The following is a 24753-nucleotide window of genomic DNA, read 5'->3' on the forward strand; positions in this document are numbered from 1 at the left end:
AATAGTTTCCCTAGAGGTAACGAGAGGCTAGCTCTAATATTTCAGTCTGAGTGGTTTCTTTAGTATTCACGATTCCCGCTGCGCGGCCGTTACTCATTACTAAAATTCGATCGGTAGTACCTAATAACTCTGGCATTTCAGAAGAAATCATAATGATTCCTTTATTTTTCTTCGCGAGTTCCAACATTAGTTGGTAAATTTCAAATTTCGCACCCACGTCGATACCACGAGTTGGTTCATCCAACATTAATATTTCCGGCTGAGTTAATAACCAGCGTCCAATAATAACTTTTTGTTGGTTACCACCTGATAGTGACCCAATTTGAGTTTGATGCGTTGGTGTTTTAACACTCATCGAATCAATTACCCACTGAGTATCACTCTTCATCTTTTTATTACTTAACAAACCAGTTTTCGTTTTATACTCATCAACGTTTGCAACCAGTGAGTTAAAAGTAATATCAAGGTTACCGTAAATACCTGTTGAACGACGTTCTTCAGTTACCAATGCGAAACCATTGCGAATAGCTTCATGTGCATCGCGGTTTTTCATTTCACGACCGTGAAGAAGAATATGCCCATCACTTCTTTCGCGAATACCGAAAATTGTTTCAACGATATCTGTACGACGTGAACCAACAAGTCCAGCAACACCGAGAATTTCCCCCGCTCTCAGCTCGAACGAAATATCTTGAATCGAAGGCTGGTTCAACGCTGTAAGGTTCTTAACCTCTAGGATGACTTCCTTAGGAACGTTCGTCTTCTCAGGGAAACGGTGAGTCAGTTCACGACCAACCATCATCGCGATGATCTTATCCATATCTAGGCCTTTCAGTGGGCGTGTATCTACCCATTGACCATCACGTAGAATGGTAATTTCATCACAGATAGAGAAAATCTCTTCCATTTTGTGAGAGATATATACCACACCACAGCCTTTATCCTTCAGCTTATTGATAATGGTAAATAAGTGATTAACTTCTTTTTCTGTTAGAGAAGAAGTTGGCTCGTCCATGATCACTATTTTTGCATCGTAAGAGAATGCTTTCGCAATTTCTAACATCTGCATTTGAGACACAGATAAAGTCGCAACTTTAACTCGTGGATCAATATTAATATCTAGCTCTTCGAAAATAGCTTTTGTGTCGCGATACATTTTATCGTGATCAACAAATAAGCCTTTCTTTGGATAGCGACCAAGCCAGATATTATCCATTACTGAACATTGTTTAACCTGGTTTAATTCTTGGTGAACCATGGACACGCCAGATTCTAATGCTTCTTTAGAAGAGGAGAAGTTAATATGTTTTCCTAAGAAAATAATATCGCCTTCATCTTTTTCGTAAATTCCAAATAGACATTTTAATAGCGTCGATTTACCCGCGCCATTTTCACCCATTAATGCGTGAATTGAATGCGGTCGAACTTTTAAATTAACTTTATCTAATGCCTTTACACCTGGAAATGATTTACTCACCCCTGTCATCTCTAACAGGAATTCATGTGTTTGATCTACCATGGCATCACTTAATTGTTTTTAATTTGAAACCAATAAATATCAATTAATAACTATCAATTATTAAATTAAGAATTAATGAGTACTAATTAAGATATTAACGGGTAAATATAGGGGGCTGGGCGCCCCCTAATTATAACGTCTGTTACTCAAGAGTTGATTTATCAACACCTACGTAAGGAACGCGAACAATTTTGTCCTTCATTTCCCACTGAGTACCTTCAGTTGCTGATTTACCTTCAGCTAGGTTACGAGCTAGTTCAAATGTTGCTTTCGCTTGAGAAGTTGCATCGTTTAGTACAGTACCAGCCATTTCGCCAGACTTAACTAGAGCTAGAGCTTCAGCTAGAGCGTCAACACCGAATACTGGGATTTTTTGACCAGCGCCACGTAGTGCTTCGATTGCACCCATTGCCATACCGTCGTTGTTTGCGATAACAACTTCGATTTTGCTACCGTTAGGGCCAGATAACCATGCATCCATTTTATCTTTAGCCATTGCGGTATCCCACATACCAGTATCCATGTGAAGCTCTTCAGTCTTGATACCGTTCTCGTTGATTTGCTTAACAGAGTAAGTAGTACGAGCTTCAGCATCTGGGTGACCTGGTTCACCTTTCAGCATTACGTATTGAAGAACGCCATCACCGTTTTTGTCCCAAGACTTGTTCGCTTTCCAGTGTTGTGCGATTAGGTCGCCTTGGATAACGCCTGATTCTTTAGAGTCAGTACCTACATAGTAAGCTTTATCGTAGCTTGCTAGTGCTGCTGCACTTGGTTCTTTGTTGTAGAAAACAACTGGTACGTCATCAATTTTCGCTTTGCTGATAATAGAAGGTGCTGCAGCTGGGTCCACAAGGTTGATAGCAAGCGCTTGAACGCCACGAGCCAACATAACGTCAACTTGGTCGTTTTGCATTGATTGGCTGTTTTGAGAGTCGTTCATTAGAAGACGAACGTCTTTGTCGCCAGCAGCTTCTTTTTCGATAGCTTGGCGAACTACAGACATGAAGTTGTCATCGTATTTGTAGATTGTGAAACCCAAAGTGGTGTCAGCTAGAGTTTGTGTTGCGAAACCCATACCAGCAGTTAGCATAGCAAGTGCAGTTAGCTTTCTCATGTAAGTGTCCTATTTGTCTTATTAATATACGTGTAGGGAAACGTTTACCATTCCAATGAAAACGTTTACGCATTGAAGTATATTGATTAACAGGATGAATTGTGTGAGCTAGATAGGATTTTGTTAGCGCTAATTAACAATTGTAACGGTTTGTTTAAATTGTTTGAGGCCACATGCAAAAACAGACCTCGTACGTAACATAGTGTAACAGCGAGACCTATTTCGCGTTTTAGGGGTAATACAGATCACATTTCGATAGCATTTGATTCATATATGAACACAATTAATCACATATAAATCATCCACATAAGATGCAGGATTTTTGAAGACGATAACGCCGAGGTCCTTGTTATACCTGTAAATGAACAAAATTTGAATACTTAAATTGCACTTAAAATAATTGGCATATGCCATTTATGAGTTCACTATCCTCTTTATCCCCTGTTTTACATGTCAAATCATGTGAAGATTTAACAACTCTGTAAAATCTTCATTTAACGGGGAAGGTCATTTACTCGTGAGGACAATTTTATGAAATACGCTATCCCTATCTGTAACGACAAGCTGTTTAATCACTATTCGAAAGCACCTCAGTTCTTGCTTTTAGATGATGTTACAAAGCAAGAACAAATCGTCGATTTGACGCCTACGATAAAGGCAAAAACCTGTGGCAAGAAGACTCAGATGCTTTCTCTATTCACTGCTCATAATGTTGGAGCTGTGATTATTAAAAACATCGGTGAAGCGATGCTTTCAACTTTATTTGATCAGGGAATAAAAGTATTCCGCCTTAACAGAGGTGCTGATATTCATGCATTGGACTTCTCTCAGCTGATACCCGTTGAGGACTTAGCTTACGCAAAACCTTCCGTCAATAAACGAAATAAGGTCCATACTTGTTGTATAGGCAAACAAACTATCACAGCGTCTAAACTGGCTCCTAACAAAAACCAACTTGATGCTGAGACTATAAGCAATCTCAAATGCATTCATCACTAAGCGGAGATAGCCACTATGATCTATCTAATCACCTTCGGCGCTTTTATTATTTTTATTGTCCTGATGACGCTTGGCGTTATGGCGAAACGAAAACCGATACAAGGTAGCTGTGGTGGTCTGTCAAATGTGGGCGTGGACAAAGTGTGTAATTGTGAAACGAAATGCGAAGAGCATCAGACAAAGCTTTACACGATTAAAGAACCAAAACCAAAGCGTTAACAAGTCATGGCAACTATATCCGAGGTAATGGCAGAGTCTGAATATTTGCTTCTCTAGATTAAGAAAACCGCAACATTGTAGGCATACTATTCACGCAACAACCTCTTAATTTCACCGGAACAGTTATGCTTGCTCTGCCTCCACTCGCGACATTAATGATCGCTATTTTGTTAGAAGTCCTCGCGACATCGTATTTACCTAAAACCAATCAGTTCACTTCTGTCTTTGTTACAGTGGGTGTACTGATTACTTATGCTCTCGCCTTCTACTTTTTATCGGTTACGGTTCACGCTATGTCTTTAGGCATCGCTTACGCTATTTGGTGCGGTGTCGGGATAGTTCTGGTTGCCAGTATATCTTGGCTTGTCTATGGGCAAAAACTCGATGTTTACGCCATTGTCGGCATGAGTTTTATATTGATGGGAACAGTGATCATTAATGTTTATTCAACATCAGTAAACCATTAACCGCTATAAAAGTAACAGACCATCAGCAATCAATAGAAAGGCAGTAACGGTTATTTCAGTCACTGCCTTTTATTATACGCAGAAGGTTCTTAACGGTAATCGTTACTCATCAAGTCCTTCTCTTTTAACGAATCCCTTATCTTTTAACGATTTCTCAATTCTGTCCGTAGCAGCAAGTGCACTGGTATAGTCGCAATTTGAAATAAACGCGGCCAACTGATTACTACAATTCGGTACAACTTTGTCAAAGTAAGGTTTTTGCTGCAGGAAGTAATCTTCAGCTGCAAGGTTGTTGTCATTCAGTAGCTGATTCAGAAAGTTAAGTTTTTCAATTAACTGTTCCAAATCGACATCTTCCAATGTTTCAGTATCAGACTCTTGATATTGGGTTCTGCAATCGTGATTGCTTAACCGCATGGAATCATTGAGCTGCTCAGGATTGGTATCAAGATTCACATCTAAGGTAACTTCGAACCAGAAAGTACTTCCCTCTCCTGTTTTGCTTTCAACGCCGATTTCTCCCCCCATCAGTTGAGCGATACTTCTAGAGATTGTCAGCCCCAGACCTGTACCACCGTATTTTCGAGTGGTTGAAGCATCGGCTTGCTGAAAGCTTTCGAAGATCTTTTGTTGTTCTTCACTCGTCAACCCAATCCCAGTATCAGTGACTTCAATACGAACTTGCTTTTTGTCCGCATGGGTTGCCGCTACGTAAATGTTAATGTTGATATTGCCCTGCGAGGTAAACTTAACGGCGTTGCTGAGAAAATTCAGTAGAACTTGCTTTATACGTAGCGGGTCGCCTATCAATGTCGGAATGTTTTCCTCTACATCGACATTAAATTCCAATCCTTTGGTCGTCACTTTTGCTTCAAACAGTTCGTACACGTCTTGAGCAATGGAATAAAGACTAAATGGTATTTTCTCAATGTTTAGGTGTCCCGATTCAATTTTTGATAAGTCCAAAACATCGTTGATAACCAATAATAAGTGCTCACCTGATTTTTTGATTCTGGTTAGAGAATCACGTTGATCGTTATTAACGCTGCTTGCAAGCAACATATCTGACAGAGCCAAGATTGAGTTCATCGGTGTTCTGATTTCATGACTGATATTAGAAATAAACTGACTCTTGGCAATATTCGCTTCTTCGGCCTCTATCTTTGCTGTTTTCAGTTCATTGGTTAACTTACCTAAGCGACTGCCCATTATTATGGTTGCATTGGCCGTGTCATTGAGTTCTTTGAGGTTAAATTGTTCATGAGAAACATCGAAGTTGCCCGAACTCATCTTGTTAAACATATTTCTAATTTGAGCTAGTGGTGCAGCGATGGTTTCGCTCATTCGCTTAGATACCATCCAGGTAAAAGCGAGGAACAGGATATAGAAGCCAATCAACCCCATAATCATGATGTAACCGATGCCCTGGTACTTATCTTTCAACGCCATCGATTCACGGTACATTTCATTTTCATCAACAACGAACAGCACTTTCCAGTTTGTTTCTGGAATGGTTACCCAAGAGACCAACTTGTTTTCATTGTTAAGCACCAATTTAGTTAACCCCTGATTCTGAGCATCAAATTGAGGCTGCAATGCTTTTGTATCTATTCTTTTAAACAGGTTAAAGTCCTCAGGCTTGAATATCTCCTGTGTGACTGCACTGTCATAGTGATGTTGTTTCAGTTCCTTGATATTAAAATCTTTCTCTCCTTTGGGAGGCAGCGCCATGATTGTACCTTCACTGTTTGCAAGGATGGCATAGCCGTTCCAAGGAACAATCAAATTTTGAATGTTAGTAACAATAGTCTCCACAGTAATATCAATACCGATAACACCTTCCAATGTGTCACCGTTATACACAGGCGCAATCGCTGATGTCATCCAACCCTGCCCTGCGGGATCAATATAAACATCAGTCCAAACGACCTTTCGTTCTGGGTTATATTTGTCGGTAGCCAAGTAATAGAAATTGTATTCTGGGATATTCATATCCGCCGGATACTGCTCTAACGTCTGAAACCAAGGATAGATATGATTGTAAGAATCCCAACTATTGAAATAAACGGCGGCAATAAATGGATCGCTGTTTTTAATCTCTTTCATTAAAGAGTCTAATTTGGCGAGCTTGAATATTTTATCCAAATCCTTCTCATTATTTTCTGTGAAGGCTGAATAAAAGGTGGCCGAACCACCTTTATCATCTTTGCTGTGTAAAACACCGTTATCACTGAATGCCAAATTTGACATATCCACGTCATCGGGATGAATTTCTTCAGCGAGAACCCGTTGAGTTTCGTTCCTGTATATTTCAGCAAGTCGAGAAACTGAATTTATACGCTCTCGCACTACATCACTTTCCATAGTGGAAGCAATATAGAGTTCATTATCAACCTGAGCACGTATGTAGTTCATGTTGTCCGAACTGATGAAATGGTTACTGATCAGATAAATGGTAACTAACAGAAGTTCAACCAGAATCAAAGGTATGATTCCGGTTTTGACCATAGAGCGCCAGACCCATGCTTGTACGCTTAATTGGTTTTCTCTATTCATAGCAGATCACGCGTAAAGTAAGGCAATCGAATGGATATCTTGTTGAATATCCATGAAAGCATCGACGATGGTTGGGTCAAAATGAGCACCTCTCTCATCTAAAATCATTTTGATGGCTTCATCATGAGTAAAGGCAGGTTTATAAATGCGTTTACTGATCAAGGCATCATAAACATCAACAATTGCCATCAGTCGTGCCGAAAGTGGAATGTCTTTACCAGATAGCCCTTGCGGATAACCAGAACCATCCCATTTTTCGTGATGTGAGTGTGCGATTTCTTTGCCGACACGAAGAAAACTCATCTCTTTTCCGTTGCTCTCTTCGGCCCTGTTGAGCGCTTCAAAACCTATCGTGGTATGAGTTTTCATAATCTCAAACTCTTCCTCTGTCAGCTTTCCTTTCTTCATCAAGATATGATCTGGAATGCCTATTTTACCTATGTCGTGTAGAGGTGCCGATTTGAAAAGCAAATTGATGGTATTGTCGTCCAATTGATTAGCATAGCTAGGCTCTTGGCATAGCCGTTCTGCCAAAAGCTTAATGTAGAACTGTGTACGTCGAATATGATTGCCAGTTTCGTTATCACGCGTCTCCGCAAGCGAAATCATGGCATTAAAGGCGATATTCTGAATGGCATGCAACTCTTCGATTTGTTCAATGCTTTCCTGAGTTCTTTTCTGAACCTCTTTTTCTAATGACTCATTTTCTCCTTTGAGGAGATCAGATGCCATTTTCAAAGATAAATGAGCTTTAACCCGAGCTTTAACAATTTCAGGCACAATCGGTTTGGTGATGTAATCAACAGCACCCAACTCAAGCCCTTTACGCTCATCAATGCTCTCGTTCTTTGCAGTAATAAATATAACGGGGATATCTTTAGTTGAAGGATTTGATTTTAAATACGAACAAACTTCAAAACCATCCATCTCGGGCATCATGACATCAAGCAAAATTAAGTCTGGCTTATCGTTAGCGGCGATTGTTAGACCTTTGTCTCCGCTATTGGCACCTTTAACTTTGTAATCATCTTTTAGCAGCTTATACATCAAGCTGAGATTCTCAGGGATATCATCTATGACAAGCAATGTCGGAGTGTACGAAACAGAATGGTACATCTCTAATGTCCTTAAGTTATTGATTATAAGAATATTGCCATTAGACGAGATGAATTTATTATTATTTTAGTAATCTATATAAACAATAATATAACTAACTTTAGATACTGCTTATATATCAAGATATAGCGCGTATCATATAGAAAGGTCGTGACCAAAATCTACTTATTTTAATTCCAAAAAAACAATGAACTTATTTTAGAGCGATTACTCTTTCAATATTCAAATCAAATATATAGAAACAGCTCTTTTATGTAGTTCATTCTTTCGATCAAATACATTTTTGTGTTTTAAGATCCTAATAAATTTTTTTAGCAAATAACGGTAAACACGTTTTTTTTGTAACCCTCTCTTCGACACAGAATGATCATGCTATGCTTTCAAACAAATCGAAGGATTATTAAGTGGGAGTGATAATGGAAGTATTTGAATGTGTGTCATTCATCCTGTTGAAAGATAAACAAGTTCTATTGGAACATCGCTCAAAGTTAAAAGAAACCGACCCCGGTATGATCGCAATACCCGGTGGTCATTTAGAAGCTGGTGAAACTCAACAGCAAGCGTTATTACGAGAACTAAAAGAAGAACTTGATGTGACACCTAAAAATGCGAAATATCTATGTTCACTCTATCATCCAACCATTGAACTTCAGCTATTACACTATTACGTTATCACTGAATGGCAAGGGGCAATTATTCCATTAGAAGCGGACGCAGTTGATTGGTATGAAATTGATAACGCGCCTGTAGCAACTGAAGCTGACCGAATCGCTCTTGCAGAAGTCGGTCGTGTAAGTCAGTTCTTAGTGGGTTGAACATTAACCTAAATAGCACATTCATTTACAGCCCAATACATTATGAGATACTGACAACCAAGCTCATATAAACTATCACGTTACAGAGTGTGGAATAGCATTTGTCACTACTCACACTCATAGGAGATAAACGTTGTTTAAAAGCCAAACTCCGGTTTTGTTCGCTATCAATGGACTAACCGCACTCGCTTTTTCTTTTATTATGCCCATCATGAGCTTATTCCTTGTTAGTGAACTTCATACGGAACCAGCGCTTATTGGCCTCTATACATCCCTAACTGCATTGATGACGATTGTTGTTAGCCAGAAACTAACAGGATTGATTGATAAAGGTGTGCCAAGCAAGGTTCTGTTATTGCTATCACTTGCTGGTATTTTTTCTGCGGCCATCATGTTCTCTCTCGCATCAGAGTTTTGGCATGCTATCGTTATTGGCTGCCTCTTAATGCCAGTGGCTTCAAGTTCTATACCTCTTATCTTGACCGTAATAAGACGCTATGCAGATTCAACCGGAAAAAACAGCGCCAAGCTCAATTCTCAAATGCGCTCTGCCGTTTCTTTTCTTTGGATATTTGGCCCACCTTTAGCTTTTTTATCAGTCGACCAATTTGGTTTCGATAACAACTTCTATATTTCAGCTGCTATAGCAGGTTTTGTGATTATTTGGATTGCATTTTTGTTCCAAATGCCAGTCGTGGAAGCAGACAAAGTTAAAAACAAACCTAAAGTCAAGCTGCCTACAGCTGTCTGGTTTCTTGGGATTGTAATACTTATCGCTAACATTGCTAACAGCACATACATCAATGCAATGCCTCTCTTTATTACTCATGAACTCGGTTTATCGAAATCTTTCCCTGGCATCTTATTGGGAATAACAGCAGCCGTCGAAATACCCGCGATGCTATTAGCGGTTGGCTGGGCGCAGCGCTTTGGCAAAAGCCAAGTGATACGGTTTGGATTTGTGGCTGGTGCCGCTTTTTACCTTGGTATGTATTTCAATACTTCAATAAACATCTTCTTGGCTTTGCAGATCTTGAATGGGCTCTTTTTTGGCATTTTTGTTGGTTTAGGCATTACCATCATGCAAGATTTTTCACCAACTGCCGTAGGTAAAGCTTCGGCGTTTTATACTAATGCAATGCTAGTTGGCACTATGATCGGAACAAGCACCATGGGTGTTATTTCACAGTATTTTGGGTTTAAAGCACCGTTGCTTCTGTGCTTAGGCGCTATTATATGTTCGTTTATTGGTTTGATACTGTTCGATGCCTATATTGCTAACCAGCAACGTAAAGTTCAATGCGCTTGACCAACAAGATAAAACGATGAGCACAAGAATAAGCATTTATTTTTCGTGCTCATCTGAACTTGATGATTTTTGTTTCTGAAAACTCTTCCATTCAATTTTGTATTGCCTTGAACTGCTTATAAATATTCGCGTATAGAAACGCTGGCCACAAAACATTAATCACAGTGTCGACTACCTCTGAATGAGCCGAAATAACTGAATCTGAACAGAAATAAAAAGCCAACGACTTAATAACCATTATCAAAATTAGCAATACAACAAGACGAACAGAAACAACGAAACTCAAACTGAAATATCGTCCGAGAAAATCGTCACCCGAGCTGCCGCCATTCGCTTTGTATGCGGCATAGGTTCCAATACATAAAAAGGTAACATTAGAGATAGAGCTCATCGCAGCCCAACCATAAAATTCATAACTTCCAGGTATGAAGCTTATTGCCTCTAAAGCAAATGTCGTGAAAAACAAGTTGATGAAGAGATAAATAAAGCGGTCTTTTTCTGTGAGCCTGTTACTTCTAATGTCATTTTTGAGTTGCTCAATATTCCAAATATACAATTGGATTCCTCCCTGTTAGTCGTTCAAACTGACTCACATGCAATAGAAAGTTACTCGAGCTCATTGCCCATATTCTCAAGTGTCTTTTTACCGCAGATTGTGCAGGTGACATAGCGGTTCATGTTGTAGTAATGACCGCCATTAATGAACTCATGAATAAACAGGGTGACGCGTCCTAGTACCGATTTGTCGGTGTCATAACTCGACGGTTTACGCACTAGGCTCTCTTTATGTTCTGTCGAAGCTTTGCAGCGTTTGCAGTATCTAATCATCGGAATTTTCTCTTAGCGTTAAACACCTAGCAAATATACGCTTTTGATTAATACACACCTAAATCCACATAAATTTATGCGAGTGGCTTAAAAAACTGGCGGGGTTCCAAAGAGATATGAATTTTTGAATGGATGAATCAGAAAACTAAGATATTTAGAAACAAAGATTGAGCACTCCCAAACAATAACCACCACCGTTCAGGAGCACCAAAGAAAAGTCACAAGTTCGGCTCGTTTGCAGATAATACTTACTTGAAATTCATCTTGGCCTAGCCTTTTAGAACCCACCCTTAACGCAGTCGATTCAAAACAACCGACTGGTCTAAATGAGTTTGCCACTCAGTATAATCAAGACCTTTATCAAATATGAATTCAGTGACTAATGTTCTGACACATTCCACTAATTCGCTTGTACCCCAAGGCTTTTCAAAGTAGCGATTAATACCAGCGTTATTAATTGCATTGATAGTGTCAGAATGGGTTGCCTGCCCTGTGAGAAGAACCTTTTTGGTATGGATAAAGCGATCATCGGCACTAATTTCTGTAAGGAGTTCTACACCTGTTTTCTCTGGCATAACATGATCAGAGATCACCAAAGCAATATACTCGCCGTTAGCATCGAGCTCATCCATAAGATCTAACGCTTCAGAGGCTGACTCACAGTCTTCGATATTCAGCCAGAAGCAAAGAGGCTCTAGGTCTTGTAACACTGCGCTTAGCACTTCCCGCTGGTCATCCACGCATATGATATTAAGTTTCTCCATGGTCATCCTCTACTGGTAACTTTATTCTGAAAATGGTTGCGTCTTTATCGCTTTTGACCGCGATGCTTCCGCCATAACTTGAAACTATTCGCTTCACGATAGACAACCCCAACCCCAAACCAAACGACAAACCATCTTTTTTAGTGGTGAAGCTAGGTTGAAAAATTTTCCGCCTTGTCGCTTCATCGATTTCAGGGCCGTTATTGGTCAAGGTGATGAGAAGGCGATGTTTACTATATTTGGTTTGGATATCTAATCTTGGCTCCGGCGTCACCATCATGGCATCACAAGCGTTCTTAACGATGTTGACCCACACCTGAACCCATTCTGTTTGCGATCCTTTTAACTTAAGTAAATTACCCGGTCTCATTCTTACTGAAACTCTGCGCAAGTCGCTTTGCAAAAGGGTCAACGCTCGGTTTATTGTGTCGTTAATGTCTAGATCTTCATCGAGATTGACTTCACTTCTTGCAAGCTGCTTAACAGACTTCACAATGCCTACGGTATGGCTCGACGCCACACGTAGATCATGTAAATCTCTGCCCATTTGCCAGTAACGAATGGCAAGGTTCGCGTTAGTTATCCAATGAGAAGACAGTTCGTCTTCCGGTACAGCGCGTGCAAGTTCTCTCGCAACATTTTTAGGAAGTTGATACTTACGTTCAAGTATCAATCCTCGCCGTCTAGCTTCACTGGAAGAGACTTTTTGACCATGCATTAATCCATAATCAAAGAACTGGCTAGCCTCGGGATGAACCTCTTCCAACAGTTCCATAAAAAGGCTTTCAAGACGTTCGCTTTTACTGCTAACTACACCAATTGCATTGTTTAGTTCGTGAGAGATGCCCGCAGCTAGCTGTGCCAATGTGGTCATCTGTTCTGCGGAGTGCAGTTTTTCCAACGCTTTCTCTTTTTCTACCGCTTCCTGATGCGCTCGACGCTGGCGACGATTTAACTCCGCAACAATGACCGGCATAAATTGAGTACTGAGTGGGCCGAATTTTTCTACCTCTACAGCTTCACAGTGTCTGTCTATCCAACTGAGTTTTACTTCCGTTTGAGCCACAACCGTTGACGAAGCTGTCCAGGTTCCAGAAAAGAAACTGTGTACACCAATAAATGCGCCTTTTGATGCTGAAAACACCTTTACATGACGACCTTCATACTCTTCAAAATCCCCCACTAGCTCACCAGAATGGACATAGTAAAGTCGGTCATTGTAACCATCTTGCTGAATCACTTTACTGCCCGCTGACAGGGTTATCGTTCTCTCACTGTTTCTGAAGTAACGCTCTACAAGCGTGCGTTCTTGTTCATTCATGTTATTTGCCGACTAACCAATGAATCCGACCACATTCAAAGCCGCAACCATGACAAAGCTCAATAACACCCCTACGAGTCCAAGTACGACACCTACTTTTGCCATTTGGTTACTTTGCACGTAGCCAGTAGCATGAGCCAAAGCATTAGGAGGTGTACTGATCGGTAACGACATGCCCAAAGAGGCCGCAAAGGTCACCACTAGAATTAAGGTAACTTCACCACCTAGTGCGCTAAGAGATGTCATTGAAGCGCCCAATGCAGCCATTATCGGCATAAGTAAGTTTGCGGTCGCAGTATGAGACATAAAGTTTGCCATTAGCAGGCATAACAACGCAGCACCAAACAACACCACGTAAGGCGAAAAATCACCGAAAGGAATACTGTGAACAACCAGAGCAGCTAACCCTGTTTTATCTAACGCCAGACCCAGTGCGATACCACCGGATACCAGCCAGAGCACATCCCAAGATATCTTTTTCAAATCTTCTTTGTTGATGATTCCTGTTACTGAGAATACTGCGACAGGAATTAAAGCCACGGTATAAGAGTTCATACCGTGTAAATCCCCCACCAACCAGAGCAATATGGTCGCGGCAAAAGTGATATACACCACCAAAGCTTTTGGAGTCTTAAGGAATTTACCTTTGATAGTCAGCTCAATTCGCTGCTGATCGGCTTTGTATAATGAGCAAATCAAAAACCACGACAATGCCATCATCACAATCACAAATGGCACACCAAACGCCATCCATTCACCAAAAGTAATCAGATTGTCACCGACGAGATATTTAAGCGCTATAGCGTTGGGTGGTGTCCCAATTGGTGTGCCGATACCGCCGATATTGGCTGCGACAGGAATACACAACGCAAATGCAATTCGCCCTGGGTCTTTCGGACCAAACACAGCAATAACGGGTGCCAAAATAGAAAGCATCATCGCAGTAGTTGCAGTATTGGACATAAACATCGAAAACACGCCCGTGATCAGCATCAAGCCAAGCATGACGTACTTAGGGTTCTGACCAAATGGCTTGAGCAATACCCGAGCTAAGTTGACATCCAATCGATACTTAGTTGCCGCCATTGCCAAAAAGAAACCGCCGAGAAACAGCATAATAATTGGGCTTGCGAAGGTTGCCATAATGTCGCTGTATTTAAGCAGTTGCCCAAACTCGGGTTGCGATTCGTTGAAACGAAACAGAATAAGCCCTTTGTTTGAAAGCATCAGCAATTCGAGAACAATGATGACGACCGACGTGGCGTAAATTGGGATCGGCTCAAAAACCCACAACAAAGCAGCAAGTAAGAAGATCGCAATGACACGTTGCTGAATAATCGTCAAACCGTCGAATGGAAAAGCCGACAACGGCATAAGCAAAATAAGTAAAGGTATTGCAATTGGAATAATAAATTTTAAGTAAGGGCGTACCATCGCTGCTCTTCCTTGCTGCTGGTTAAACCAATTTGAACAAATGGGGTATCAATACAACTTCAACACTTATCTGCTCTTTATTGCCCTAAGCGATTTACTTAGTGCTAATGCTTGAAAGAAAAATGACAGATTTTGATATGACACCAGAATTCAAACTAACGGATACATTATGGAAGAGAGAAAACAAAAAGTTAGGAGTGAGATCAACGATTAAGTGTTCCCTCAAAACAACATGTCAAAAATGAGGGCTTAGGCACAAACTCGTTTCCGTTTTCATCAAATAGAAGGATGAAGAAAAAGAAAAATCCGGCCGAAGCCGGATTTAAGATTCATTGAACTGAGATTACTCATGCGTACCAAGTTTTACTTTACCGTTGGTTTTAAACCACAGCGCTTCTTTGCGACGGCGACCAAGCAGAATAGGACCATCATCGTAGAATAAGAAGTTCTTCCAGTGACGCTTAAATACAGACCATTTGGTTTCAATCACATTGTATTTTTCATAACAGAAATAGACAGTAACATCGTCTTGCCAGTCAATGTGTTCTAATACAGCTTGTGGTAGAGCTTCATCATCACTCTCCCATTCTGTCATCCAGTCTACTTCGTTTGACCAACTGCCTGCTTTGCTCGGCCAGTCTTGAGAGCTGAAACGCTCTGCATCTGGGCTCTGCGAGCTTAAGTTTTCTTTCCAATACTGAGCTGCGCGAAGTTGAGTCATAGGTTTTATCTGTGCCAAATCCTGTTCTGGAACTGGCATAGATTGATGGGTAAAAATCCATTTTCTTTGGTAATCATCCAAAGGCAAATACGACATGAAATGTCCTTAGGCTTTGAGCCATCCATTTTCGGTGGCTTGTTCAATCATTTGCTGCGCATATTCCCACAGCGTATGTGAACCATCGTCAATACGTCGATTCACGGTTAATGCTTGTTGGCGAGTTACGTTGTTTTCTCTCCAACCAATTCCCTGATTGTTGAAATTCAGCATCATAGGAATCAATCTGTCGAGCGCTTTGGCAAATTTAGCATCCGCGCTCTCGGCGGCTTCGAATTCACGCCATAGAGAAAACAGATCTTCCGCCTGATCGTCTGGTAATAAACCGAACAACCTTTCAGCAGCAGCCAGCTCTTTCTGCGCTTGCTCTTTTGAAGCTGCTGCATCATATACAAAGGTGTCGCCAGCATCAATTTCAACCATGTCATGCATCAATAACATTTTCAGAACCCGACTAATCTCCACAGGTTCATTTGCATGCTCTTGCATCACCAATGCCATCATAGCGACGTGCCAACTGTGCTCAGCACTGTTTTCTAATCTGTCTTCCGCACATTGAATACGGGTACGACGCAACACAGATTTTAATCTGTCCAATTCCAAAACAAGATTGAGTTGTTGTTGCAATCGCTGATTCATATTATTCCTCTTTCCAATGCGCGTTGATCAGTGACATCAGGTTGTGATCTTCCCACTTACCGTTAATCAGAATGTAGTCTTTGGCATGCCCTTCGTGTGAGAAACCTACACGTTCGAGTACACTTTCACTGCGTTTATTACGGGGAATGTAAGCAGCCATAATACGGTGCATATTCTGAACAGAAAACATGTAGTTGCATGCCATTTGCAGTGCGCGGGTCATGGTTCCTTTGCCTTGTGCATCACAGGCAAGTGAATACCCAACATTGCAGGTATAAATGGGAAAGCGATTTAAGTTACTGAATGAAATAGTGCCAAGCATTTTATCGGTCTTGGCATCAATAATCAGCAGATAGTAGCCCAGAGAAAGTTTATGTACTTCGGTGAGTTTAAGTAACCTCTGCTGCCAGCCTTCTGTAGTAAAGAAGGCTTCTTCACGCGCAGGGTCCCATGGTTTTAGGTGTTCTCGGTTCTCTTTGAAGTATTGGGCAATGCGCTCAGCATCATTAAACTGAGCGGTAACCAGTAGTATTTCGCCATCCGTTTCATAAACTGACGTTGGCGTGCTGTTCGATTCAATCAACGTTTCTTAATTCCATAATCGCGAAGCTTGTTGGCGACAGAGGTGTGTGACACATCTAGGCGCTTAGCCAGTTTGCGACTTGAAGGGAAAGACTGGTACAAACGGTCAAGCACCTGAGCTTCATACTCTTTCATGATGTCGTCCAGTGAGCCATCAAGATTGATATTGGTGACACCCACATTGTTGCTTTCCAACTGCGGCAAATGGAAAAGTTCAGCAGTTAGCACATCGTCTTGCAACTCAGTAAGTGCACGTAAAACCATATTGTCTAATTGGCGAATATTGCCCGGCCATTGATACAAAGCCAGTTGGTCGAGCAAACCTTCGTCCAGTTTCGGTTTAGCCATACCAAGTTTTGCAGTGTGCTTGGCAATAAACAGTTCCAACAGAGGCTGAACATCACTAGGACGCTCTCGTAACGGTGGAATAGTCAATGTCAGTACATTGAGACGGTAGAAAAGGTCTTCGCGGAACTTGCCGGATTCTGCCAGCTCAGCCAGCTTATAACGTGTAGAAGCAATCACACGCACATTGACATGGATTTCGTGTTCTTCACCAACGCGGCGGAAAGTGCCATCTTGCAAGAAACGCAGCAGTTTAATTTGCAGATGAGGGCTCATTTCACCGATTTCATCCAGCAGAACTGTGCCGCCATTGGCTTGTTCAAAGATACCTTTATGACCTTGCTCATGGTTGAACGAACCCGGAGCATGACCAAACAACTCAGTCTCAGCCACATCATCTGGCATAGACGCACAGCTTAAAACTAAGAATGGATGATCAGCACGGTCTGAACGATTATGACAAGCTCGGGCAAGCATTTCTTTACCTGTCCCCGTATCCCCTTCGATCAACAAGGGCTGATCAAGCATCGCAAGTTTTTTCGCTTGGGTGATAAGTGCCTTATGGCGATTTGAAACACCAACGAAATGCTCGAAACCAAGGTTGTTGTGCAGAGACAGCTGAGTCTCAGTTGCAACACCGGTGACTCGAGGGCGAATGATCATCATAGCGCTGGCAAAGGTCGATTCTTTGGATTCGCCAGTGATGTACACAGGCATCATTTCCATTAAGTAATCCAGACCATCCAATACGATCTCCTCGCGAAGACGGGACTTACTGCCTTCTATCCAACGCTGGAAATTGAAACTTGGTAACAGCGTTGAAATGTGTACACCATTCATATCTCCATTGTCTTTGTTAAACAGAGACAATGCAGAATGGTTAGCCATATCGACAGAGCCCTTCAGGTCAATCGATAGCACCGCATCAGGCAAATTGTTCAATAAGGAAATCAGTTCCGTATTGTGCCTTTCCATTGGCATAAACTGAATTTTACGTACGTCTTTAACACCGGAAATTCTACGAATTTCAGCCATTAACTCACTGAAAGTTTCAAAATCAATGTCTGGACAGTTTAAGTAAATAATTCCGGAAATATCGATTTCGATACCACGTAAATCGATATTTTTAGAGGCGAGTATGTCGAGGAGTTCTCGAGTCAGACCAAGTCTATCTTCGCAAAATACTTCAAGGCGCACAGAATGATTTCCCAATAAGAAAGTGTCACGAAAAGTTGACAGTAGTTTCTATCAAGGGCTGAAATGCGTCAAGTAATCTGTGTGCCTGTCGCGTGTTTTCTCCTATTTCACGGTCAACGCGGTGACTTTTGTAACGATTTGTTTGCGAATTGCGCTCAATTTTACAGCGCGATCTTTATGCCATGGTAACGGACGTAACAATGTCATTGCTTTTAAACCTAAACGTGCCGTTAAGATGCCTACACCGATACCCTGCCCTGCACGCGCCGATACTTTACCCGCTAAATCCATAGAAAGCAGATCCATACTGGCATCGATCACCAGTTCGCTTGCCCCTGCTGCGGCCATGTTAACCAATACAGATTTAAACAGTTTCAATCGTGACCAATACCCAAGTTCAACACCATACAGCTGGGCAAGTTGATCAATCATGGTGAAGTTGCGCCAAGCCACCAGCAACATATCTGCAATCGCTAATGGACTTATCGCCACTAATGCTGCTGCTTCGGTTGAGAACTTAGACACAAGCTGAGTAGCTTTCTTATCTTGTTCGCTCACCACCATAGCATCATACATATCTAAAATTTCAGCATCGCTATGACTGTCACTAACGCTGTTTTTCCAGCGTTCATAAGCAGGCGACGTAGGCATCACTCCACCTTGTTTTGCCAACGACTCGCAAAACGTTTCACCCTGACCCACCACGTCTTTGGTCATTAACGCTTCCGCTTGCTCCTGAGTTGAAAAATGATTTCTCAACTTGCGGAGTTTCCAGAGCTCTCTACCTATCGCTCCTAGCCCTAGCGATGCGAGCGTGGCGATAAATCCTGTCCAGCCAAGGCTTAACCAGTCTGATGTTTGAACAGCCTTAATCACAGAGTCTATCGCTTGCCAAGTAACTAGACCACCAAAGCCTACTAATAAGCTGGAAGCCAACCAGCGACGACCACGCTTAGGTCGGATTATTTGTTCTAGTTGCGTTTCAATATTGCTTTCTTCAATCTCAGCGACCGAAGGGACGAACTTCTCTTGTTCGGAAAACTGTTTTTGCGCAGTAAGTTCGACTTTGTCATTTTCTTTGTCTAACGACTGAGTGAAGATTTGTTTGGCTTTTAAATCGCTCATTGCAGCTTATCTCCAATCAAAGTATCTAAAGCTTTGTCTACGCGAATATGCTGACAAGGCTCATCATGATTCATGCTCGCAGGTCGGAACGAAGTGAAATCGAAACGGCTCTTTTGCCAAAAATCAGGATTTGGCAACTTGTTAGGCACTTCTCCCGGATACAAAGTGAGCGACTCTCCCGCTTCAGTCAAACCCTGAATAGCCGGTACTCTGCCTTCACTGGTATCAATATGACCTGACTTGGTTGCTCGAACCGATGCCATACTAATGCAGCTCATCTCAATATTTTCGTAGGCCGCTGATTGCCAAGCAGGATGAATCATCTGCTGAAGCAGCGACACTAGGTTCCCATATTGATCGGGGGTTATGTGGTCTGCTTTGGTGGCCGCAAACAGCACTTTATCGATCTTGGGAGAAAAGATGCGTTTCAATAAGCCATTTCTGCCATAGCGGAAGCTATGCATAATTTGTTCAAGCGCGCTGCGCATATCCATAAAGGATTCGTGACCATCATTCAACGGGGAAAGACAATCGACCAGCACGATTTGACGATCAAATGTTGAGAAATGGTGTTTGTAGAAGGCTTTAATAACCTTGTTCTGATATTCCTCATAACGCTTTTTAAGCAGAGATAAAACACTGTGCTTACCCGCCTTGGTCGCAGCTTCAATATTTCGGCACGGGAAGAATTGCAGTACAGGAGCCCCTTCCAGCTCTCCGGGTAAGACAAATCTTCCCGGCTGAACCCAATGCAACCCAGACTCCTTACATTTGTGCAGATAGTCTGTATAAAGCGAAGCAATGTGCGCGAGTGTTTTTTCATTCGCTTCTTCATTCAAATCGAGTTTGTCTAGCTCTTCAAGCCAAGGTTTCGCCAGTTCTGCTCTAATGCCATGCATGGCATTGAATTGCTGTGCAGACCACGCAGCAAAATCCAGCTCAAGCATCGGCAAATCAAGCAGCCACTCACCCGGATAATCGATAATATCCAGATACAGAGTCGAAGTACTGCTCAGTAACTTTTTGGTCCGCTTCTTAGTTTTGTACTTGATAGCTAAACGAATTTCACTCACATCGCGAGTTGGCACCGGCCACTCTGGGGGCATAGATTGCAGTTGCGCCATTGCTTCGTCATAACCAAAACGCGGCACCATTAGGTTGGTTTGTGGGACACGTTTCGCGCCGATAATTCGCTTATCTCGCGCTGCGGCAAGCAGTGGCAAATTATCATGTGTGGACGTATGCAGCAGTTGATTCACCAACGACGTAATAAATGCGGTTTTTCCTGCACGGGATAGCCCCGTTACGGCTAATCTCACATGAGCATCTAAACCACGATTAATTAAGTCATTCACTTCTTGGCGAATTCGCTTCATTGACAGTCTCCCAGAAAATCTTTAGCGCATCATGACGTTGTTAATCTTAATACGAGATGAATAAAAAAGCCCCTGAATAAAATCAGAGGCTTAGTATTCGTTTTTAAACGGTTAATCTTCTTCAATCAGCTTGTAGATAACAAACAGTGCGATTTCCAACATCACGAACAGCACGCAAGTAATCGTTACGTACTTATCATCAAAGATACTGATCCCATGAAGAATAAGGTCGTAGCCCACAAAAGCACCGATAACCACGGCTATGAGGATTTGAAGAATTTTTATAAAGCGAGGCATCATGCTCTCCTGACGTTTCAATAAGTTAACAAGCCAATAATTATTAAAGCATTATATAGACAAAAAGTGCCGCTTTCGCCGCACTTTTTGTGATTTATTGGTCAATATTATCTTTATTAAGAATTACTTGGCTGCTTCAGCGATTTTTACGCGCCAAGTATCCGGACCAGTTTGGTGTGCGTTTGTACCCGTAGAATCAACCGCAACCGTTACTGGCATATCTTCCACTTCGAACTCGTAGATCGCTTCCATACCTAAGTCTTCAAAAGCAACCACACGAGCTTTCTTAATCGCTTTAGCCACAAGGTAAGCTGCGCCACCCACTGCCATCAGATAAACCGCTTTGTGTTTCTTAATCGATTCAACCGTTGCAGCGCCACGCTCTGCCTTACCAATCATGCCCATAATGCCCACTTCTTCCAGCATCATGTCAGTAAATTTATCCATACGCGTTGAGGTTGTTGGGCCCGCAGGACCAACCGCTTCATCACCCACAGCATCAACAGGGCCGACGTAGTAGATAAACTTATCTTTTAGATCGACACCTTCAGGTAACTTCTCACCATTTTGCAGCATGGTTTGAATACGCTTATGAGCAGCGTCACGACCTGTCAGGATCTTGCCTGAAAGCAGTACCGTTTCACCCGTTCTCCAAGACTGTACTTCTTCTGCCGTCACAGTATCTAGGTTAACTCGACGAGTATTTGAACCAGCTTCCCAAGTGATTTGTGGCCAATCTTCTAACTTCGGTGGTGTTAGTTCCGCAGGGCCTGAACCGTCAAGGGTGAAATGTACGTGACGCGTTGCTGCACAGTTTGGAATCAAACATACAGGTTTAGAAGCTGCGTGTGTCGGCGCTGTTTTGATTTTAACGTCAACAACGGTTGTTAAACCGCCAAGACCTTGCGCACCGATACCCAATTTGTTTACACGGTTGAAGATATCAATACGCAGTTCTTCTTCCGCATTTTGTGGGCCACGAGCAATCAGCTCATGAATATCGATATGTTCCATCAAGGATTCTTTTGCCAGTACTGCCGCTTTCTCAGCCGTACCGCCGATACCAATACCTAGCATACCCGGTGGGCACCAGCCTGCGCCCATGGTTGGCAATGTTTTCTCTACCCATTCTGCAATATCGTCAGACGGGTTAAGCATTACCATCTTAGTTTTGTTTTCACTACCGCCGCCTTTAGCCGCGATTTGAATTTCAACTTTATTACCCGGAACCATATTGATATGTACAACCGCTGGCGTGTTGTCTTTGGTGTTAATACGTTTACCAGCAGGGTCCATCAAAACAGATGCACGTAGTGGGTTGTCCGGATTGGTGTATGCCTGACGAACACCTTCGTCCACCATTTGTTGAACCGTCATATCAGTAGAGTCCCACTGAACAGCCATACCAATGTTAACAAAGCAAGTTACGATACCTGTGTCTTGACAGATAGGACGGTGGCCTTCTGCTGACATGCGAGAGTTAATCAAGATTTGCGCGATAGCATCTTTCGCAGCTTGGCTTTCTTCTTTGTTGTAGGCTTCTTCTAGGGCTTTGACAAAATCTAGCGGGTGATAGTAAGAAATGTATTGTAGAGCATCAGCTACACTACTGATTACGTCTTGTTGTCGAATTACCGTCATTGCTTGCCTCTTTTATTGTTATGCTTCCTTGAGCTTTTAAAGAGCTTACCTTTGAATCAGAAATTGCATGGAATTGGTGAGCCCATCAAGTGGCTTTATGATACTCTTGCTTTCCTCAACGCGCCATTCGGTGAACGGTCTCTTTGTCACAAATTACTAAAATGACAATCTATTAAAATGAATAAATACGAACAAAAAATCATTCAGTCAAAAGCACTTACCTATCATACGGATATTGCAACTCAGCTTTTTTCAAAGGTAGAAAATCATCCTTGGGCCATGCTGTTACGCTCGGCTTCAGAGACACATATCGACAGCCGCTACGACATTTTGGTGGCGAACCCAATAGCCACTCTCACAACCACTGGTGAAGAAACCATCATCACTGAACCCTCCGGTGTAACTTCATCTTCAGCAGATCCATTTGTATTGCTCGCCACTTTGCAAAATCAGTATCTGCCTAAGCAAAGTTATAATGAGAGCCTGCCATTTGTTGGCGGTGCCGTTGGCTATTTTTCATATGATTTAGGTCGTAGAGTCGAGAAGCTGCCTAGCCTTGCCAAACACGATATCAATATGCCAGATATGGCAGTGGGTATTTATGAGTGGGCAATTGTGGTCGATCACCACAGCAAAACGGCTCAATGGGTTGGCATTAACTTAGATCAGGCGCAGCAGTGGCTGGAAATGCAAGACAGATACTGCCAAGACGAAAAAACCAGACAAGCATTCTCTCTTACAACGGCTTGGCAATCGAACATGACACCGGAAAGCTACGCTGAAAAATTTGCTAAGGTTCAGGAGTATTTGAAATCTGGAGATTGTTATCAGATCAACCTAGCACAGCGTTTTGAAGCTCAGTATCAAGGCTCTGAATGGCAAGCCTATCTTAAGTTAGAAAACTACAACCTAGCGCCCTTCTCTGCATTTATTCGTACTGAAGAAGGGGCAATTTTAAGCGTTTCACCAGAGCGTTTCTTACAGTTACGTGGAGAAGAGATCGAAACCAAACCGATCAAAGGTACCCGACCAAGAAGCCAAGACAAAGAACTAGATGACGCTTTTGCATCAGAGCTTGCTCATGCTGAGAAAGACCAAGCCGAAAACCTGATGATTGTTGATTTACTGCGTAATGACATTGGTCGTGTCGCCGCGCCGGGCTCTGTTCACGTTCCTAAACTGTTTCATATTGAGAGCTTCCCAGCGGTTCACCATCTTGTTAGTACCATTCGTGCCAAGCTAGACAGCCAATATTCGGCCTGTGACCTACTCAAAGCTGGCTTTCCGGGCGGATCCATTACTGGGGCACCGAAAGTGCGTGCAATGGAAATCATCGAAGAACTCGAACCTCATCGTCGCAGCGCTTACTGTGGTTCGATTGGTTACATTAGCCGACACGGGCAAATGGACACCAGCATTACAATTCGCACCCTAGTTGCGCACAATCACAAAATTTATGCTTGGGCTGGTGGAGGTGTGGTTGCGGACAGCCAATGTGATTCAGAATTTCAGGAAACATTGGACAAACTGAGCAGAATTTTGCCTATATTAGAAAGATAAGTTGAACGCCAGATAAGCAGCTTCTTCATGAAATTGCTTATCTGGCTGCCTTTCTAATGTTATAGAAACAACTATTGGGTCAGCATGAAAGTAACAACACCGCTCACTAAAACGGAACTAATACAGCGATTCCAACTTCATCAAACCGTTGATTATCACGTTGAATCAACGCGTCGCTACGACAAAATCCCAAAAGATTCACTACGCAAAGCATCGGTACTGATTGGATTTGTACAAAGAGAGCATGGTTTGAACATTGTTTTGACCAAACGCGCAGAACATCTAAAACATCATCCCGGTCAAATCAGTTTCCCGGGCGGAAAATACGAAGAAGACGATCAAACCCTCTATAGAACAGCGATACGAGAGGCAGAAGAAGAAATAGGTATTAACGCCTCTGACATAGAAACCTTTGGTCAGTTGCCCGAAATCATTACCATCAGCAAGTTTTCAGTCACACCTATCATGGCTTTTATTAACCCTAACTATCAGGCAACGATTGATCCTAATGAAGTAGAAGAAGTCTTTGAAGTGCCCGCGGATCATTTGTTAGACAAGAACAAACTCTATTCGGGTATTTTTCAGGTCAAAAGTCAGCCTCATCGAATATTTGCTATCCCCTATCAACGACATTTCATATGGGGGATGACGGCGCAAATCATTCAGGCTTTGCAACGTCACATCAATATCCATCACAAATAAATCAAACTTATTAACATAAACACTGGTTATTAATTAAACACAAGTAT

General features: G+C 42.1%; 24 protein-coding genes. 7 read left to right on the forward strand and 17 right to left on the reverse strand.

Annotated elements, in window-relative coordinates:
* Positions 1-10: 10 nt before the first annotated feature.
* Together mglA and mglB are read right to left on the reverse strand one after the other, a co-directional pair.
* Positions 11-1519, reverse strand: coding sequence for a galactose/methyl galactoside ABC transporter ATP-binding protein MglA (gene mglA, locus HKI82_RS06995; protein WP_102942517.1), 1509 nt, complete (start codon positions 1517-1519; stop codon positions 11-13).
* Positions 1520-1661: 142 nt separating this feature from the next.
* Complete coding sequence (gene mglB / locus HKI82_RS07000) at positions 1662-2636, reverse strand: galactose/glucose ABC transporter substrate-binding protein MglB (RefSeq protein ID WP_102942516.1); 975 nt, start codon at positions 2634-2636, stop codon at positions 1662-1664.
* A gap of 531 nt (positions 2637-3167) precedes the next feature.
* On the opposite strand from mglB, the gene HKI82_RS07005 reads away from it, so the two are divergent.
* The 3 genes from HKI82_RS07005 (at position 3168) to HKI82_RS07015 (ending at position 4321) form a co-directional block, all read left to right on the forward strand.
* Positions 3168-3635, forward strand: coding sequence for a NifB/NifX family molybdenum-iron cluster-binding protein (locus tag HKI82_RS07005; RefSeq protein WP_102942515.1), 468 nt, complete (start codon positions 3168-3170; stop codon positions 3633-3635).
* A gap of 15 nt (positions 3636-3650) precedes the next feature.
* Positions 3651-3854 (forward strand): (Na+)-NQR maturation NqrM, encoded by a 204-nt coding sequence (gene nqrM / locus HKI82_RS07010; protein ID WP_171137596.1) that lies wholly within the window; start codon positions 3651-3653, stop codon positions 3852-3854.
* A gap of 125 nt (positions 3855-3979) precedes the next feature.
* Positions 3980-4321, forward strand: a complete 342-nt coding sequence (locus HKI82_RS07015; protein WP_102942513.1) for a DMT family transporter — start codon at positions 3980-3982, stop codon at positions 4319-4321.
* Between the two features lie 102 nt (positions 4322-4423).
* Here HKI82_RS07015 and HKI82_RS07020 read toward each other — a convergent pair whose 3' ends face one another.
* Together HKI82_RS07020 and HKI82_RS07025 are read right to left on the reverse strand one after the other, a co-directional pair.
* The gene (locus HKI82_RS07020) at positions 4424-6877 is read right to left on the reverse strand and encodes a sensor histidine kinase (protein ID WP_171137597.1); all 2454 of its coding nucleotides are present in this window, start codon (positions 6875-6877) and stop codon (positions 4424-4426) included.
* 6 nt (positions 6878-6883) lie between these two features.
* Positions 6884-7993: a response regulator gene (locus tag HKI82_RS07025; protein WP_171137598.1), complete on the reverse strand. Its 1110-nt coding sequence runs from the start codon at positions 7991-7993 to the stop codon at positions 6884-6886.
* A 416-nt stretch (positions 7994-8409) separates the two neighbouring features.
* On the opposite strand from HKI82_RS07025, the gene HKI82_RS07030 reads away from it, so the two are divergent.
* On the forward strand, positions 8410-8808 hold the full coding sequence (locus HKI82_RS07030) for an NUDIX hydrolase (protein WP_102942510.1): 399 nt from the start codon (positions 8410-8412) through the stop codon (positions 8806-8808).
* Between the two features lie 133 nt (positions 8809-8941).
* Positions 8942-10117 carry a sugar efflux transporter gene (locus HKI82_RS07035; protein WP_171137599.1) on the forward strand — a complete coding sequence of 392 codons (1176 nt, stop codon included), beginning with the start codon at positions 8942-8944 and terminating at the stop codon, positions 10115-10117.
* Between the two features lie 91 nt (positions 10118-10208).
* Here HKI82_RS07035 and HKI82_RS07040 read toward each other — a convergent pair whose 3' ends face one another.
* From HKI82_RS07040 to HKI82_RS07100, 13 genes are all read right to left on the reverse strand, one after another.
* Positions 10209-10673 (reverse strand): hypothetical protein, encoded by a 465-nt coding sequence (locus tag HKI82_RS07040; protein WP_171137600.1) that lies wholly within the window; start codon positions 10671-10673, stop codon positions 10209-10211.
* A 50-nt stretch (positions 10674-10723) separates the two neighbouring features.
* On the reverse strand, positions 10724-10945 hold the full coding sequence (locus tag HKI82_RS07045) for a hypothetical protein (protein ID WP_171137601.1): 222 nt from the start codon (positions 10943-10945) through the stop codon (positions 10724-10726).
* Between the two features lie 290 nt (positions 10946-11235).
* Complete coding sequence (locus HKI82_RS07050; RefSeq protein ID WP_102942506.1) at positions 11236-11709, reverse strand: response regulator; 474 nt, start codon at positions 11707-11709, stop codon at positions 11236-11238.
* The gene (locus HKI82_RS07055; RefSeq protein WP_171137602.1) at positions 11696-13030 is read right to left on the reverse strand and encodes an ATP-binding protein; all 1335 of its coding nucleotides are present in this window, start codon (positions 13028-13030) and stop codon (positions 11696-11698) included. The genes HKI82_RS07050 and HKI82_RS07055 overlap by 14 nt, the downstream gene beginning before the upstream one ends.
* Before the next feature lie 12 nt (positions 13031-13042).
* Complete coding sequence (locus HKI82_RS07060; RefSeq protein ID WP_171137603.1) at positions 13043-14464, reverse strand: SLC13 family permease; 1422 nt, start codon at positions 14462-14464, stop codon at positions 13043-13045.
* 343 nt (positions 14465-14807) lie between these two features.
* Positions 14808-15281: a DUF2947 domain-containing protein gene (locus HKI82_RS07065; protein WP_171137604.1), complete on the reverse strand. Its 474-nt coding sequence runs from the start codon at positions 15279-15281 to the stop codon at positions 14808-14810.
* A gap of 9 nt (positions 15282-15290) precedes the next feature.
* Positions 15291-15881 carry an HD domain-containing protein gene (locus HKI82_RS07070; protein WP_102942502.1) on the reverse strand — a complete coding sequence of 197 codons (591 nt, stop codon included), beginning with the start codon at positions 15879-15881 and terminating at the stop codon, positions 15291-15293.
* Between the two features lies 1 nt (position 15882).
* The gene (gene rimJ, locus HKI82_RS07075) at positions 15883-16461 is read right to left on the reverse strand and encodes a ribosomal protein S5-alanine N-acetyltransferase (protein ID WP_261881167.1); all 579 of its coding nucleotides are present in this window, start codon (positions 16459-16461) and stop codon (positions 15883-15885) included.
* Positions 16461-18005: a transcriptional regulator TyrR gene (tyrR, locus tag HKI82_RS07080; protein ID WP_171137606.1), complete on the reverse strand. Its 1545-nt coding sequence runs from the start codon at positions 18003-18005 to the stop codon at positions 16461-16463. Before tyrR ends, rimJ begins: the two co-directional genes overlap by 1 nt.
* Positions 18006-18107: 102 nt before the next feature.
* A complete protein-coding gene (locus tag HKI82_RS07085) occupies positions 18108-19130 on the reverse strand; it encodes a YcjF family protein (RefSeq protein ID WP_171137607.1) in 1023 nt (340 codons plus the stop codon).
* On the reverse strand, positions 19127-20506 hold the full coding sequence (locus tag HKI82_RS07090; protein ID WP_171137608.1) for a YcjX family GTP-binding protein: 1380 nt from the start codon (positions 20504-20506) through the stop codon (positions 19127-19129). Before HKI82_RS07090 ends, HKI82_RS07085 begins: the two co-directional genes overlap by 4 nt.
* A gap of 111 nt (positions 20507-20617) precedes the next feature.
* Positions 20618-20803, reverse strand: coding sequence for a hypothetical protein (locus HKI82_RS07095; RefSeq protein ID WP_042487601.1), 186 nt, complete (start codon positions 20801-20803; stop codon positions 20618-20620).
* 123 nt (positions 20804-20926) lie between these two features.
* A complete protein-coding gene (locus tag HKI82_RS07100; protein ID WP_042487602.1) occupies positions 20927-22444 on the reverse strand; it encodes a fumarate hydratase in 1518 nt (505 codons plus the stop codon).
* Positions 22445-22621: 177 nt separating this feature from the next.
* Between HKI82_RS07100 and pabB the strand changes: the two genes are divergently transcribed.
* Together pabB and HKI82_RS07110 are read left to right on the forward strand one after the other, a co-directional pair.
* Positions 22622-24004: an aminodeoxychorismate synthase component 1 gene (pabB, locus tag HKI82_RS07105; protein ID WP_102942498.1), complete on the forward strand. Its 1383-nt coding sequence runs from the start codon at positions 22622-22624 to the stop codon at positions 24002-24004.
* A gap of 84 nt (positions 24005-24088) precedes the next feature.
* Positions 24089-24706: a CoA pyrophosphatase gene (locus HKI82_RS07110; protein WP_102942497.1), complete on the forward strand. Its 618-nt coding sequence runs from the start codon at positions 24089-24091 to the stop codon at positions 24704-24706.
* Positions 24707-24753 lie beyond the last annotated feature (47 nt).

The sequence above is a fragment of the Vibrio plantisponsor genome (assembly GCF_013041605.1).
Classification (GTDB): Bacteria; Pseudomonadota; Gammaproteobacteria; order Enterobacterales; family Vibrionaceae; genus Vibrio; species Vibrio plantisponsor.

Coding starts and splice junctions, on each gene's coding strand:
- mglA (WP_102942517.1), bottom strand. CDS start 1,519: ATGGTAGATCAAACACATGAATTCCTGTTAGAGATGACAGGGGTGAGT.
- mglB (WP_102942516.1), bottom strand. CDS start 2,636: ATGAGAAAGCTAACTGCACTTGCTATGCTAACTGCTGGTATGGGTTTC.
- HKI82_RS07005 (WP_102942515.1), top strand. CDS start 3,168: ATGAAATACGCTATCCCTATCTGTAACGACAAGCTGTTTAATCACTAT.
- nqrM (WP_171137596.1), top strand. CDS start 3,651: ATGATCTATCTAATCACCTTCGGCGCTTTTATTATTTTTATTGTCCTG.
- HKI82_RS07015 (WP_102942513.1), top strand. CDS start 3,980: ATGCTTGCTCTGCCTCCACTCGCGACATTAATGATCGCTATTTTGTTA.
- HKI82_RS07020 (WP_171137597.1), bottom strand. CDS start 6,877: ATGAATAGAGAAAACCAATTAAGCGTACAAGCATGGGTCTGGCGCTCT.
- HKI82_RS07025 (WP_171137598.1), bottom strand. CDS start 7,993: ATGTACCATTCTGTTTCGTACACTCCGACATTGCTTGTCATAGATGAT.
- HKI82_RS07030 (WP_102942510.1), top strand. CDS start 8,410: ATGGAAGTATTTGAATGTGTGTCATTCATCCTGTTGAAAGATAAACAA.
- HKI82_RS07045 (WP_171137601.1), bottom strand. CDS start 10,945: ATGATTAGATACTGCAAACGCTGCAAAGCTTCGACAGAACATAAAGAG.
- HKI82_RS07050 (WP_102942506.1), bottom strand. CDS start 11,709: ATGGAGAAACTTAATATCATATGCGTGGATGACCAGCGGGAAGTGCTA.
- HKI82_RS07055 (WP_171137602.1), bottom strand. CDS start 13,030: ATGAATGAACAAGAACGCACGCTTGTAGAGCGTTACTTCAGAAACAGT.
- HKI82_RS07060 (WP_171137603.1), bottom strand. CDS start 14,464: ATGGTACGCCCTTACTTAAAATTTATTATTCCAATTGCAATACCTTTA.
- HKI82_RS07065 (WP_171137604.1), bottom strand. CDS start 15,281: ATGTCGTATTTGCCTTTGGATGATTACCAAAGAAAATGGATTTTTACC.
- HKI82_RS07070 (WP_102942502.1), bottom strand. CDS start 15,881: ATGAATCAGCGATTGCAACAACAACTCAATCTTGTTTTGGAATTGGAC.
- HKI82_RS07085 (WP_171137607.1), bottom strand. CDS start 19,130: ATGAGCGATTTAAAAGCCAAACAAATCTTCACTCAGTCGTTAGACAAA.
- HKI82_RS07090 (WP_171137608.1), bottom strand. CDS start 20,506: ATGAAGCGAATTCGCCAAGAAGTGAATGACTTAATTAATCGTGGTTTA.
- HKI82_RS07095 (WP_042487601.1), bottom strand. CDS start 20,803: ATGCCTCGCTTTATAAAAATTCTTCAAATCCTCATAGCCGTGGTTATC.
- HKI82_RS07100 (WP_042487602.1), bottom strand. CDS start 22,444: ATGACGGTAATTCGACAACAAGACGTAATCAGTAGTGTAGCTGATGCT.
- pabB (WP_102942498.1), top strand. CDS start 22,622: ATGAATAAATACGAACAAAAAATCATTCAGTCAAAAGCACTTACCTAT.
- HKI82_RS07110 (WP_102942497.1), top strand. CDS start 24,089: ATGAAAGTAACAACACCGCTCACTAAAACGGAACTAATACAGCGATTC.